Origin of the sequence: Aeromonas sp. ASNIH8, assembly GCF_002919855.1 — a bacterium.
Classification (GTDB): Bacteria; Pseudomonadota; Gammaproteobacteria; order Enterobacterales; family Aeromonadaceae; genus Aeromonas; species Aeromonas caviae.
In genome coordinates, this window is sequence record NZ_PQLN01000012.1 from 37,469 (window position 1) to 50,778 (window position 13,310).

Below are 13,310 nucleotides of genomic sequence, written 5' to 3' on the forward strand. Positions count from 1 at the left end.
CTCTCCGCTTTATTTGCCTGACTCAGCAAAATCTTTAGAACTCGCCACGCAACCAGTTGCTGACCCGTTTGACCAGCCCACCTACGCTTGCCTTGGCGGCATATTCCTTGTTACTGCCGGTGGATTGGTTGGTGCGGCCGTACTGCAACAACCCGACCGCAGTCGAGTACACCGGTGCCTGTACGTAGTCACTCAATCCCCGGATATTCATGGGCTCGCCCACCCGGACCTGGCTCTGGAAGATCTGCTCTGCGCACTCCACAATGCCTTCGATCTGGGCCGCGCCACCGGTCAAGACCACACCGGCGGCCAGCTGATGCTTGACCCCCTGTGCCTTCAATTCGCTCTGCACCCGCACCAGCTCGTCATTCACCATGGAGAGCAACTCGGTGTAACGGGGTTCAATCACTTCCGCCAGTGTCTGCCGTTGCAGGCTGCGCGCCGGGCGACCGCCGACACTGGGCACTTCGATATTGTCTTCCTTGCTGACCAGGCGGCCGAGGGCGCAGCCGTAGCGCACCTTGATCGCCTCCGCATCCAGCGGCGGCGTGCCGAAGGCATAGGCGATGTCGCTGGTCACCGTGCTGCCGGCATAGGGAATCACCTTGGTGTGGCGCAGGGCGCCGCCGGTAAAGAGCGACATGTCCATGGTGCCACCGCCGATGTCCACCACGCAGACACCAAGCTCCTTCTCGTCTTCGGTCAGCACGGCGTAGCTGGAGGCCAGGGCGGAGAAGATCAGCTGATCCACCCGCAGACCCACCTTCTCCACACACTTCTCGATGTTGCGCGCCATGTCGTTGTGGCAGGTGATGAGATGCACCTTGGCTGCCATCCGCACGCCGGAGAGGCCGACCGGGTTCTTGATCCCTTCCTGATAGTCGATGGCGAACTCCTGGGGCAGCACGTGCAGCACCCGGAGCTCGTCAGACAACCGCACCGACTTGGCGGTGTGGATGACGTTGTCCACATCCTCCTGGGTCACCTCTTCGTCGGAGATGGGCACCATGCCGGTCTCGTTGCGACAATCGATGTGCTTGCCGGACAGCCCCAGATAGACGGAACTGATCTGGCAGTCGGCCATCATCTCGGCCTCTTCCACCGCGCGGCGCAGGGACTTGACCACGGAGTCGAGGTCATTGACCCCGCCCTTCTCCATCCCGCGAGAAGCGTGGCTGCCCATGCCGATGACATTGAGTTCGCCATCGGGCAATACTTCGCCAACCAGTACCGCCACCTTGGTCGTGCCGATATCCAGTCCGACAATCAAATTTCTATCTGCGGTGTTGGTCATTCACTTTCTCTTCGCTTTTCTTCCAGCCAACTGCCATCCCGGTGTCGTATCGAAGATCCACGTAAGCAACCCGCTCACGGGGCTCGATGACCGGAAAGGCATCGATAAACCGCTGCAGACGAAGCGCGATATCCGAGCGCCCCACAAACAGCTGAATGTTGCCATCCAGGGTCAGTTCCCAGGCATGGCGGGGGGTCAGATTCACCCCCAGCAACTTGTATCCCTTGGCCGCCAGCAGCGTTTCGTACTGATGGCTGGCTTCCAGCACCTTGGCGGCCTGATCATCGGGCCCGGACAACTGCATCAGGGGCTTCTTCACCCTGTCCGGGGCACTGAATACCTCACCCTTGGTGTTGACGAAGCGGTTGCCGTTCCAGCGAGCCGCCACATCCTGTTCCGTCAGATAGACCTTGATCTTGTTCGGCCACTTCTTTCGTACCGAGACCTGGGCCACCCAGGGCAGAGCGTTCAGACGCGCCTGCAATTCGTTCACATCCAGCTCGAAGAAGTTGCGAAGTTCGGCACCATCCAGCACGGCAGCACGCAACTCATCGGCCTTCAAATATTCGTGTTGCCCCTGCAGCAACAGCTCGCTCATGGGCAACCGACTGGCATCCGTCAGCCAGTCTTTAACATCCAGCGCAGTCTGGTAGAGCCCCCACATGACCAGGATGAAAAATGCCACCCCGGCGATGAAGCCCCCCTTGGTGCGCCCTTGTGCCCTTGCCTCCACCCGATCGATCCCCGTAAAACGCGCCATGCCGGCCACTTGCAGACCGGTTCGCCATTATATAGGCCTCGGCTTGGCGGTCAAAATACTCATTGGGCCCTCAGGCACCGGATTTCATGCTATCCACGCTCAATTTCATCTCGCCGAGACGACGGGCCAGCGCACCGACGTTACCCGCCCCCTGGGTCAATACCAGATCCCCCTCGCCAATCAGGTCGGCCAGCACCGCGGGCACATCGTCCGGCGTTGCGACAAAGATGGGCTCCAGGGTGCCGCGGGAGCGGATGGAACGGCACAAGGCACGGCCATCGGCACCGGGAATGGGCTCCTCACCGGCGGCATAGACCTCCAGCATCACCAGCACGTCCACCTTGGAGAGCACATCCGCGAAATCTTCGTAGAGATCCCGGGTCCGGCTGTAGCGGTGCGGCTGGAACACCATCACCAGCCGCTTCTCGGGCCAGCCGGCGCGAGCGGCGTTGATGGTCACCTTCACTTCGCTCGGGTGATGACCGTAATCGTCCACCAGCATGGCCTTGCCACGGCCGGTTTCAAACTCGCCATATTGCTGGAAGCGGCGCCCCACCCCTTCAAACTTGGAAAGTGCCTGGATGATGGCCTCGTCGCCGATGCCGTCTTCGGTTGCCACCGCAATGGCGGCGGCGGCGTTGAGGGCGTTGTGGATGCCCGGCTGATTCAGGGTCACCTCCAGCTCACCCGCCCCTGCACGGCGCACCCGGAAGCGGCTGCGATTGCTGGTCTGCACGAAGTCCAGCACCTGCACATCGGCATCATCGCTCATACCGTAGGTGAGGGTAGGACGGGCGATCTCCGGCAGCATGCCGCGGATCACGGGGTCATCCACGCACACCACGGCCAGGCCGTAGAACGGCAGGTTGTGCAGGAAATCGATGAAGGTGGCCTTCAACCTGGAGAAATCGCCACCATAGGTGTCCATGTGATCCGCTTCGATATTGGTCACTATGGAGACCATGGGTTGCAGATGCAGGAAGGAGGCGTCGCTCTCGTCCGCCTCGGCAATCAGATAACGGCTGCTGCCCAGGCGGGCATTGGTGCCGGCGCTGTTGAGCAGACCGCCGATGACGAAGGTTGGGTCGCGATCCGCCTCGGCATAGATGCTCGCCACCAGACTGGTGGTGGTGGTCTTGCCGTGGGTCCCGGCGATGGCGATGCCGTGACGGAAGCGCATCAGCTCAGCCAGCATTTCGGCGCGGCGCACCACGGGAATACGCAGCTCGCGGGCAGCCAGCAGCTCGGGGTTGTCCTGCTTGATGGCGGTGGAAACCACCACCACGCTGGCACCGTCCACATGCTCGGCACTGTGACCGACAAAAATGTGTGCGCCCAAAGAGGCCAAGCGTTCGGTCACCCCGTTGCGGGCCAGATCCGAGCCGGTCACCTGATACCCTTCATTGGCAAGCACTTCCGCAATACCGCCCATACCGGCGCCACCGATGCCGATGAAGTGGATGCGACGCACGCGGCGCATTTCGGGGATAACGGTACGCAGTTTTGCCAGTTCAACCTTGGTCATAGTTCTTTCTCAATTCGCGGCCACAGGCCATTTTCATTCGGCGACATTCATCAGTTCGAAGACAGAAGCGGGGCCTTGGCGGCACATCTTGGCCTTCCATCTCGTTTGGCTCAGCCGGTGGCGAGCCGTTTGCACTCATCGGCAACCCGTTCGGCAGCATCGATGATGGCGACCCGGCGCGCGGCCTGGGCCATGTTCAACAGAGTTTCCCTGCGCCCGGCGAGCCAGGAGAGGCGTGACGCCAGAGCGGCCGGCGTCAGCTCGGACTGGGGCAGGAACTCGGCCGCACCGCCGTCGACCAGGGTCAGGGCGTTGCGGGTCTGGTGATCATCCACCGCATGGGGCAGGGGCACGAAGATGGCGGCCACACCTGCGGCGGCCACTTCGGAGACGGTCAATGCGCCGGCGCGGCACACCACCAGGTCAGCCCAGGCATAGGCATCCGCCATGTCCTTGATAAATTCACTCACCTCGGCCTCGACCCCCAGCCCGGCATAGGAGGCAGCCACGGCCTCCCCGTTGCCCTTGCCGCACTGGTGACGCACCTCGATGGGCACACCGGCAGCTGCAACCGCAGGAGGCACCTGCTCGTTGAGGACCCGGGCCCCCAGGCTGCCACCGACCACAAGCAGGCGCAGAGGATCGCTGCTGCTGCGCAGTTGGGGATCCGGCAGCGCCACCACCTCGGGGCGCACCGGGTTGCCCACCACGGCGGTGCGGGCATTGGGGGCGAAGGCACCGGGGAAGGCCATCAGTACCCGCCTGGCGATACGGGCCAGCAGCTTGTTGGTCAGGCCGGCGGCGGCATTCTGCTCGTGCAGCAGCAGTGGAATGCCGGACAGCCAGGCGGCCACGCCACCCGGGCCGGAGGCGAAGCCCCCCATGCCCAGCACCACATCGGGCTGGATGGTCTTGAGCACCTGGCGGGCTTGCAGCACGGATTTGATGACACGGTAGGGCGCCGCGAGCAGACGCTTGATGCCGTTGCCACGCACCCCCTGGATGTCGATGAAGGAGATGGGATAACCATGGGCAGGCACCAGCTCCGCCTCCATCCGGTCGGCAGTGCCGAGCCAGTGGATGGTCCAGCCCTGGGCCTTGAGGCGATCGGCGACGGCCAGGCCGGGGAACACATGGCCCCCGGTACCACCCGCCATCACCAGTAACGTCTTGCTCACACAACCTCCCGCACGCGCGCCTGGGCACTCGCCTGGCGCAACTCGAAATCGATACGAATCAACATGCTCACCGCCACCATCATGATGATGAGACTGGAGCCGCCATAACTGACCAGCGGCAGGGTCAGCCCCTTGGTAGGCATCATGCCGCTGGCGGCACCGACGTTGACGAAAGTCTGGAAACTGAACCAGATGCCGATGCCGATGGCCAGATAACCTTCATAGAGCCGCTCGGCCACCAGCGCCTGGTGACCCAGCTTGAGCGCCTTCACCGCCAGCGCAAAAATCAGGAAGAGTGCGCCAAGCACCCCCACGTAGCCCAGCTCTTCGCCCAGAATGGCGAACACGAAGTCGGTGTGGGCTTCCGGCAGGTACTCCATCTTCTGGATGGAGTTGCCGAGCCCCTCGCCAAACCAGCTCCCCCGACCAAAGGCCATCAGGGACTGGGTCAGCTGATAGCCGCTGCCAAAGGGATCGGCCCAGGGGTCGAGGAAAGAGGTCACCCGCCGCATCCGGTAGGGCTCCGCGATGATCAGGGTCACCACGGCGCTCACCCCCACCAGGATGAGACCGATGAACTGCACCAGCCGGGCACCGGCCAGGAACAGCATCCCGAGGGAGGTGACGAACATCACCACCACTGACCCGAGATCCGGCTGGGCCAGCAGCAGGATGGCCACCACGAACAGCACCGCCATGGGTTTCATGAAACCGATGAAGCGTTCGCGCACCTCGCTCTGGCGGCGCACCAGATAGCCCGCCAGATAGACGAACAGCGCCAGCTTGCCGAACTCAGCCGGCTGCAAGTTGAAGGGGCCAAGCGGCAGCCAGCGTACCGAACCGTTGACGCTGCGGCCCACCAGCAACACCATCACCAGCAGCACGATGGCCAGCAACAACATGGGGCCGTTGTAGTGCTGCCAGCGTGCCATGGGTACCTGCAACACGAACCAGGAGATACCCAGCGCCATCACCAGGAACATGCCGTGGCGCTTCACGAACATGAAGGGATCGTTGTTGATGGCGATCCCCTCAGGAATGGAAGCTGACGCCACTATCACCAGCCCGACGCCCATCAGGGCGAGAGCCAGTACCACCAGCTGCCGATCGTAGAGACCGGCGGGGCGCGCCGGTAGCAACCAGCGCTGCAAGAATCCCGCAACCACGCGCAGGGCGTTCATAAGCCCATCACCAGTTCGGTGAAGCGATCGCCGCGCGCTTCAAAGGATTTGAACTGATCCAGGCTCGCGCAGGCCGGCGCCAGCAGCACCCAGTCACCGGGCCTGGCATCGACCGCCGCCTTGGCGACAGCAGCGTCAAGATCGGCAACCCGCTCGGTCTGTTCGCCCAGGGCCAGCAGCACCTCGGCATCCTGGCCAAAGCAGTACATGTGATCGATCTGGCTGCCGAGCAGGGCCTGCACCGGGCCGAAGTCCTGCCCCTTGCCTTGGCCACCGGCCAGCAGCAGCAGGCGGCCCTTGACCGCTTCACGTACCCCGGCCACGGCGGCCAGGGTCGCCCCCACGTTGGTGGCCTTGGAGTCGTTGATCCAGCGCACCCCATTTACCTCCCGCACGAAGCGGGCACGGTGAGGCAGGCCTTCAAAGCGGCGCAGCACGGCAAGTTGTGCCTCGCGGGGAATGCCCACCGCATCGCACAGGGCCATGGCCGCCAGGGCATTGGCCTGGTTGTGGGCACCCACTATCTTCATCTCGTCCACCGCCAGGAGCGGCTCGCCGTGCAAGGTCAGCCAGTGACGGCCCTCCAGCTCGCAGCGACCGTAGCCGTTGCAGTCGAGGCCGAAACTCTGCCACACCTGACCCACATCGGGCAGGGTCTGGGGATCGTCGCGATTGATCAGGATGTGCTGGGAGTGCTGATGGATCTCCATCTTGGCGGCGCGGTAATCCGCCATGCCGGCATAGCGATCCATATGATCTTCACTGAGGTTCAGGACCACGGAGGCGGCGGCCCGCAGGCTGTAGGTGGTCTCGAGCTGGAAGCTGGAGAGCTCCAGCACGCAGAGATCCATGGGCTGCTTGAGGAGTGACAGCGCCGGGGTGCCAATATTGCCCCCCACACCGACCTTGAGTCCCGCCTCGGCGATCATCTCACCCACCAGGGTGGTGACCGTGCTCTTGCCGTTGGAACCGGTGATGGCGATGACGGGCGTCTGGGTTTCACGCACGAACAGTTCGATGTCACCGACGATGCGCACCCCGAACTCGGCGGCGGCCTTCAACTCCGGAGTCGCCAGGGCGATGCCCGGGCTGGCCACTATCATGTGCGCCTGCTTGAGCCGCTCCGCGTCCAGCCCGTGGATGAGCTCCACCTCGGGGGGAAGCTCGTCCTTGCCCGGCGGGTTGGCACGGGTGTCCATCACCAGCGGCGTGACGCCGCGGTCGAGGAAGTAATCGACGCAGGAGAGTCCGGTTTTGCCGAGTCCGATGATGATGACCATGGCTTACCTCACCTTCAGGGTGGCGAGGCCAAGCAGCACCAGCATGAGGGTGATGATCCAGAAGCGCACGATGACGCGCGGCTCCGGCCAGCCCTTCTTCTCATAGTGGTGATGGATGGGGGCCATGCGGAAGATCCGCACGCCGCGCAGTTTGTAGGATCCGACCTGCAGGATCACCGAGACGGTCTCCATCACGAAGACGCCCCCCATGATCACCAGCAGGAACTCCTGGCGCACAAGCACGGCTATGGTACCGAGCGCGCCGCCCAGGGCCAGGGAACCCACGTCCCCCATGAAGACCTGGGCCGGGTAGGTGTTGAACCAGAGGAAGCCCAGGCCCGCGCCCACGATGGCGGTACAGACGATCACCAGTTCGGAGGTGTAGGGCACGTAGGGAATGTGCAGGTAGTTCGCGAAGTTGACGTTACCGGTCGCCCAGGCGATCAGGGCGAAGCCCCCCGCCACCATCACGGTGGGCATGATGGCGAGGCCATCCAGGCCATCGGTCAGGTTGACCGCGTTGGAGGTACCGACGATGACGAAGTAGGTCAGCAGGATGAACATCAGGCCGAGCTGGGGCATCACATCCTTGAGGAAGGGGACCACCAGCTGGGTCTGACCATCGTGGGTGGCCGTGGCGTAGAGGAAGACTGCCACACCCAGCGCGACCGCGGACTGCCAGAAGTACTTCCAGCGGGCGATGAGGCCATCGGTGTTCTTGCGCACCACCTTGAGATAGTCATCGGCAAAGCCGATGGCACCATAGGCCCCCAGCACGAACAGCACCAGCCAGACATAGGGGTTATCGAGGCGGCACCAGAGCAGCACAGAAGTGAAAATGGCTGCAATGATCATCAGGCCGCCCATGGTCGGGGTGCCCTTCTTGCTGAGGTGGGACTCGGGACCGTCGTTGCGGATCACCTGGCCGAACTTCATGATCTGCAGGCGACGGATGAGGCGCGGCCCCATCCAGAGCGCCACCACCAGACCGGTGATGATCGACAGGATGGCGCGAAACGTCAGGTAGGAGAAGACGTTGAAGAAGGTGAAGTGCGGGGTGAGCAGTTCCGCCAGCCAGACTAGCATGTGGCTGACTCCTGATGGCCCTTGACCATCTCGACGATATCTTCCATGCGGGAGCCACGGGCGCCCTTGACCAGAATCGAAATTTCCTGATGTGTCTCTATCATTTGCGCAAGCACTTCAAACAACGACGCCTTGTTATCGAAATGTCGGCCAGCCGCGGCATCTGCGGTGTGGCGACTCTGTTCCCCTACGGTCAGCACGGCATCGAGGCCCTGCTCACGGGCATGGTGTCCGACCCGGGCATGCTGCGCGGCGGACTCCTCACCCAACTCTTTCATGTCACCGAACACCAGCACCTTGTAGCCGTTCATGGCGGTCAGGGCATCGATACCCGCCAGCACGGACTCCACGCTGGCGTTGTAGGTGTCATCCACCAGGGTGAGGCCACCCCAGCGTTGCACGCAGAAACGGCCCTTGACCGGCGCCATCTGCTCCAGCCCCGCCTTGACGGACGCAAGCGATGCGCCCAGGGCCAGGGTCCCGGCGGCAGCAGCCAGGGCGTTGGCCACGTTGTGGCGACCCGGAATGGCCAGGGTCAGGTTCACCTCTCCCTGGGGCGTCACCATCACAAACCCGGCACAACCCTGCTCGTTGAGCACGATGTCGCGGGCGTGGAACGGCTGACGCTGATCCTGGAGGGAGAAGGCGCACTGGATGCCCTTTTCACGCCACTTCGGCCAGAACTCGTTGTCGGCATTGACGATGGCGGTGCCGCCCTCGCCTAACCCTTCGAAGATTTCGCTCTTGGCATGGAACACCCCTTCCAGGGAGCCAAAGCCTTCCAGGTGCGCGGCAGCGACGTTGTTGATGATGGCGGCGTCGGGTCTGGCGAGCGACGTGGTCCAGGCGATCTCGCCCGGGTGGTTGGCTCCCAGCTCCATCACCGCGAACTGGTGTTGCGGCTCGAGGCGCAGCAAGGTCAGCGGCACCCCCACCTCGTTGTTGAAGTTGCCGGCGGTGGCCAGCACCTCCCCTTCACAACGCAGGATGGCCGTCGCCATCTCCTTCACCGTGGTTTTGCCACAGCTGCCGGTGATGGCGAGCACTTTCGGATTGATGCGCTCGCGCACCAGCCTGCCCAGACGCCCAAGCCCCTTGAGGGTGTCGCCCACCACCAGTTGTGGAATGGCCAGCGGCAATTCGCGCTCCACCAGCAGGGCACTGGCGCCGGCGGCAACCGCTTGGTCGCAGAAATCGTGGGCGTCGAAACGCTCGCCGCGCAGGGCCACGAACAGCGCCCCCGCGCCCAGGGTACGGGTGTCGGTGCTGACCGCCGTGATCTCATGGTCGCCCCCGATCAGACGGGCATCGAGCACCTGCGCCAGGTCGGCAAGCCTGAGGGTCATCATTTGAATGACTCCATTAATGTGTGCAAGGCGGCTGCGACGGTTTCCCGATCGCTGTAGTGCCGCTTGTCGGTTCCAATGATCTGATAATCCTCGTGGCCTTTGCCGGCCACCAGGATGATGTCCTCTTTGCTCGCTTGGCTCAGTGCCAACTGGATTGCCTTGGTCCTGTCGTGCTCAATCTGCACGGCGCCGGGATCACGAAGACCCGCCACCATGTCGGCCATGATCCGGGCCGGCTCCTCGGTACGGGGATTGTCGTCGGTCAGGATCACGCAGTCCGCATGCTGCTCCGCCATGGCAGCCATCATGGGACGCTTGCCGCGATCCCTGTCGCCACCACAACCCACCAGGCACCAGAGCCGCCCTTCACAGTGCACCCGCAGGGCCTGCAAGGCCTTCTCCAGCGCATCCGGGGTGTGGGCGTAATCGACCACGGCGAGCGGCGCATCGCTACCGCCGAAGCACTCCATGCGACCGGTCACCGGTTGCAGTCTGGGGGCCGTCGCCAGCAGGTCATCGAAGTCGTAGCCGAGCACCAGCATGGCGCCCATGGCGCCCAGCACGTTGCTGACGTTGAAGCGGCCGAGCAAGGGGGCGGATAATACACCATTCCCCCAGCTGGAGTTAATGCGCGTATCAAAACCTTGTTGGTGGAAATGGGGATCCTGCGCCGTCAGTTGTCGTCCGGCATGGTTTTCAATCGGACCATGAACCCCGAAGGCCACTGCACCGGGATAGGTCGCCAGCCATTGCCGTCCCAGATGGTCATCGGCGTTGATGACGGCGCAAGGCTCATCCACCAGCTTCAGCAGCTCCTCCTTGGCGGCGGCATAGGCCTCCATGGTGCCGTGATAGTCCAGATGATCCCGGCTCAGGTTGGTGAAGACTGCCGCGGCAAAAGGCAGGGCCGCCACGCGATGCTGCACCAGACCGTGGCTGGAGACCTCCATCGCCACCAGATCAGCCCCCTGCTGCTGCAAGGCGGCCAGATTGGCCTGCACCTGGACCGCGCTGCCCGTGGTGTTCTCTGCTTCGATGAGCTCGCCAAACAGACCGTTGCCTATGGTGCCCATGACCCCGGCCTTGCCCCCCAGCAAGGTGCGCCAGTTGGCCACCAGCAGGGCCGTGGTGCTCTTGCCGTTGGTGCCCGTGATGCCCACCAGTTGCAACTTTTGCGCAGGGTGACCGTAGAAATGACCGGCCAGCTCGGAGAGACGAGCGGGAAGATCCCTCATGCCGATGCAGGGGATCTGGGTCGCCGGAGGGACGAATTCTCCGTCCTCCTCAAACAGCACGGCGGTCGCTCCCTGAGCCACCGCCTGTTCGATGAAGCGCCTGCCATCCACCTGATGGCCACGAATCGCCACGAAGAGCGAGCCGGGACCGACCCGCCGGCTGTCGAGCTGGAGATCGGTGAGGGAAAGCGCCGGGGCATCGATGCCGAAGTGGCTCATCAGTTGATCAAGTGTGCGGGGCGGCATGGGAAGCCTCCGAAAATGCGGGAATGCGGGCGCTCGTACACGCCATGGAAAACGCCCCGACAGCAGCGGGGCCGATGGAAAAAACCGGATGCCCGTCAAGTACGCGGTGCGCCATTGTTGGCCTCCGTGCGGGCAAGCTTGGCGGGTACCTCGGGCGGGATCGCATCGGGACGGATGTTGAAGAGCTGCAACACGCCTCCCATGGCCTCCGCAAAGGGCGGGGTCGCCACGGCACCGCCGTAGTAGGCATCCCCCTTGGGTTCGTTGATCACCACCACCATGACGAAACGGGGATTGCTGGCCGGTGCGAAACCGGCAAACCAGGCCATGTAGTCCTTGCCATAGCCCCCAGCCACGGCCACCTTGGCGGTACCACTCTTGCCACCGACCCGATAACCGGGGATCTGGGCCTTGGGAATGGCATTGCTGACCACGTACTCCAGCGCCTGCAACATGGCAGCGGCGTTGTTGTGATCGATGACCTGCTCACCCTTGGGCGGCTTGGTCACCTTGATAATGGAGAGCGGTACCCGCTTGCCCTTGTTGGCCAGGGTGGCGTAGGCGGAGGCCAGCTGCAGCGGGGTCACTCGCAGACCATAACCAAACGACAGGGTAGCTCGCTCGATGTCGGACCAGCGGCGACGCTGGGGCAGCATGCCGCTGCTCTCCCCCATCAGGCCGCTGCCGGTGTCCATGCCGAAGCCCACCATGCTCAGGGTGTTGATCATCTCCTGGGCCGGCATCCGCAGCGCGATGCGCGACATGCCGATGTTGGAGGAGTAGCGCAGGATGTCGTAAAGGTTGGTCGCCTTGTGGATACTCACGTCACGGATCTGCTTGGCCCCGATGAAGAGGGGGCCGCCCGGGATGAAGTCCTTCCAGCTGGTGACACCGGCTTGCAAGGCACTAAGCAGAATCAATGGCTTGACCGTGGAGCCCGGCTCATAGGTATCGGTCACCACCCGGTTTCGCACCCGGAAACTCTGGTATTGGCCACGGTTGTTCGGGTTGTAGGAGGGGGTGTTGACCATGGCGAGCACCTCGCCGGTCTTCACATCCAGCATCACCATGGAGCCGGAGGTGGCCTTGTTCTCGTCGGTAGCCCGTTTGAGGGCGCGATAGGCCAGCGCCTGCACCCGCTGATCGATGCTCAGTTGCAGATCGTTGGCGTGTTTGCCCTCTTTCACCAGGCCCAGGCGCTCGATGACGCGGCCCTGCCTGTCCTTGCGCACCCTCATCTCGCCAGGGGTTGCGGTCAGCCACTCGTTGTAGCTGCGCTCAATCCCCTCGATGCCGCTGCCATCGATGTTGGTCACCCCCACCAGGTGGGAGCTTATCTCGCCGGTCGGGTAGAAACGGCGCGCCTCGGGGCGCAGATAGATGCCCCCCAGCTTCAACCCCTTGATGTACTCGGCCACAGCAGGCGTCACCTGCCGCTGCAGATAGACGAAGCGCTTGCTCGGGTTGGCGATGCGATGCTTGAGGGTGTTGATGTCGAGCTTGAGCACGGCGGAGAGTGCCAGCCAGGCACGCTCGTTGTGGATGGCACCGGACTCATGCACCGTCTTGGGATCGGCCCAGACCGCTTCGACCGGCACGGATACCGCCAACTGTTCGCCATTGCGGTCCGTGATCATGCCGCGCACCGCCTGGGTGGAGGTGGTGCGCAGGGAGCGCATGTCCCCCTCCTGGCGCAGTCTGTCCGGATCGATCACCTGGATCCAGGCCAGCCGCAGGATCAGCCCCGCAAACGCGATGCCGATGAAGAAAACCAGGGTACGAAAGCGCCACGGGTAGAGTGAGGGTGCTTTCGCCTTGGCTTTGTCCTTTGCCGGAGCCTTGGTGGCGGCCTTGCGTGTCATGGTTGTGTAATTACCTTTTCAGTGGTCACCAGGGGACGAGCCATCTGCAACTTGTCCATGGCCAGACTCGCCACCCGGGAGTGCTCAGCCAGTGTGCCCTGTTCCAGCAAGAGGTGGCGCCACTCGATGTTGAGCCTGTCCTCCTCCGCCATCAGATCGTTCTGCTTGGCCGTCAGACCCCGGGTCATGTTGGTCACCAGGATCACCGCAAAGGCGGTGACCAGCACGGCGACGGTCAACAGGACCTGCAACTTGTGGCGCCAGAGATCCGCAACGATCTCCCTGGCGAGGTGAACGCGCACATCGCTCATCGC

Annotated in this window: 11 protein-coding genes; all 11 read right to left on the reverse strand. The window is 63.4% G+C overall.

The annotated features are described in order from the left end of the window. Positions 1 to 34: 34 nt before the first annotated feature. Positions 35 to 1,294 carry a cell division protein FtsA gene (ftsA, locus tag C3418_RS05115; RefSeq protein WP_010675832.1) on the reverse strand — a complete coding sequence of 420 codons (1,260 nt, stop codon included), beginning with the start codon at positions 1,292 to 1,294 and terminating at the stop codon, positions 35 to 37. After that, positions 1,275 to 2,027, reverse strand: coding sequence for a cell division protein FtsQ/DivIB (locus C3418_RS05120; RefSeq protein ID WP_029314839.1), 753 nt, complete (start codon positions 2,025 to 2,027; stop codon positions 1,275 to 1,277). Before C3418_RS05120 ends, ftsA begins: the two co-directional genes overlap by 20 nt. A 97-nt stretch (positions 2,028 to 2,124) precedes the next feature. Further along, a complete protein-coding gene (gene murC, locus C3418_RS05125) occupies positions 2,125 to 3,579 on the reverse strand; it encodes a UDP-N-acetylmuramate--L-alanine ligase (protein WP_103858094.1) in 1,455 nt (484 codons plus the stop codon). 110 nt (positions 3,580 to 3,689) lie between these two features. Further along, positions 3,690 to 4,757, reverse strand: a complete 1,068-nt coding sequence (murG, locus tag C3418_RS05130) for an undecaprenyldiphospho-muramoylpentapeptide beta-N-acetylglucosaminyltransferase (RefSeq protein WP_010675835.1) — start codon at positions 4,755 to 4,757, stop codon at positions 3,690 to 3,692. Next, positions 4,754 to 5,938, reverse strand: a complete 1,185-nt coding sequence (gene ftsW, locus C3418_RS05135; protein ID WP_042015093.1) for a cell division protein FtsW — start codon at positions 5,936 to 5,938, stop codon at positions 4,754 to 4,756. The genes murG and ftsW overlap by 4 nt, the downstream gene beginning before the upstream one ends. Next, complete coding sequence (murD, locus tag C3418_RS05140) at positions 5,935 to 7,218, reverse strand: UDP-N-acetylmuramoyl-L-alanine--D-glutamate ligase (protein WP_041211794.1); 1,284 nt, start codon at positions 7,216 to 7,218, stop codon at positions 5,935 to 5,937. The genes ftsW and murD overlap by 4 nt, the downstream gene beginning before the upstream one ends. Positions 7,219 to 7,221: 3 nt before the next feature. Further along, complete coding sequence (mraY, locus tag C3418_RS05145) at positions 7,222 to 8,304, reverse strand: phospho-N-acetylmuramoyl-pentapeptide-transferase (protein WP_010675838.1); 1,083 nt, start codon at positions 8,302 to 8,304, stop codon at positions 7,222 to 7,224. Next, entirely contained in the window at positions 8,298 to 9,653 is a 1,356-nt protein-coding gene (gene murF, locus C3418_RS05150) for a UDP-N-acetylmuramoyl-tripeptide--D-alanyl-D-alanine ligase (RefSeq protein WP_103858095.1), read from the reverse strand. Before murF ends, mraY begins: the two co-directional genes overlap by 7 nt. After that, the gene (gene murE / locus C3418_RS05155; RefSeq protein WP_103858096.1) at positions 9,650 to 11,134 is read right to left on the reverse strand and encodes a UDP-N-acetylmuramoyl-L-alanyl-D-glutamate--2,6-diaminopimelate ligase; all 1,485 of its coding nucleotides are present in this window, start codon (positions 11,132 to 11,134) and stop codon (positions 9,650 to 9,652) included. Before murE ends, murF begins: the two co-directional genes overlap by 4 nt. A gap of 95 nt (positions 11,135 to 11,229) precedes the next feature. Next, the gene (locus C3418_RS05160; protein ID WP_010675841.1) at positions 11,230 to 12,996 is read right to left on the reverse strand and encodes a peptidoglycan glycosyltransferase FtsI; all 1,767 of its coding nucleotides are present in this window, start codon (positions 12,994 to 12,996) and stop codon (positions 11,230 to 11,232) included. Then, positions 12,993 to 13,307 carry a cell division protein FtsL gene (ftsL, locus tag C3418_RS05165; RefSeq protein WP_010675842.1) on the reverse strand — a complete coding sequence of 105 codons (315 nt, stop codon included), beginning with the start codon at positions 13,305 to 13,307 and terminating at the stop codon, positions 12,993 to 12,995. Before ftsL ends, C3418_RS05160 begins: the two co-directional genes overlap by 4 nt. Between the last annotated feature and the right edge of the window lie 3 nt (positions 13,308 to 13,310).

Coding starts and splice junctions, on each gene's coding strand:
- ftsW (WP_042015093.1), bottom strand. CDS start 5,938: ATGAACGCCCTGCGCGTGGTTGCGGGATTCTTGCAGCGCTGGTTGCTA.
- ftsA (WP_010675832.1), bottom strand. CDS start 1,294: ATGACCAACACCGCAGATAGAAATTTGATTGTCGGACTGGATATCGGC.
- murC (WP_103858094.1), bottom strand. CDS start 3,579: ATGACCAAGGTTGAACTGGCAAAACTGCGTACCGTTATCCCCGAAATG.
- C3418_RS05160 (WP_010675841.1), bottom strand. CDS start 12,996: ATGACACGCAAGGCCGCCACCAAGGCTCCGGCAAAGGACAAAGCCAAG.
- mraY (WP_010675838.1), bottom strand. CDS start 8,304: ATGCTAGTCTGGCTGGCGGAACTGCTCACCCCGCACTTCACCTTCTTC.
- murF (WP_103858095.1), bottom strand. CDS start 9,653: ATGATGACCCTCAGGCTTGCCGACCTGGCGCAGGTGCTCGATGCCCGT.
- murE (WP_103858096.1), bottom strand. CDS start 11,134: ATGCCGCCCCGCACACTTGATCAACTGATGAGCCACTTCGGCATCGAT.
- ftsL (WP_010675842.1), bottom strand. CDS start 13,307: ATGAGCGATGTGCGCGTTCACCTCGCCAGGGAGATCGTTGCGGATCTC.
- murD (WP_041211794.1), bottom strand. CDS start 7,218: ATGGTCATCATCATCGGACTCGGCAAAACCGGACTCTCCTGCGTCGAT.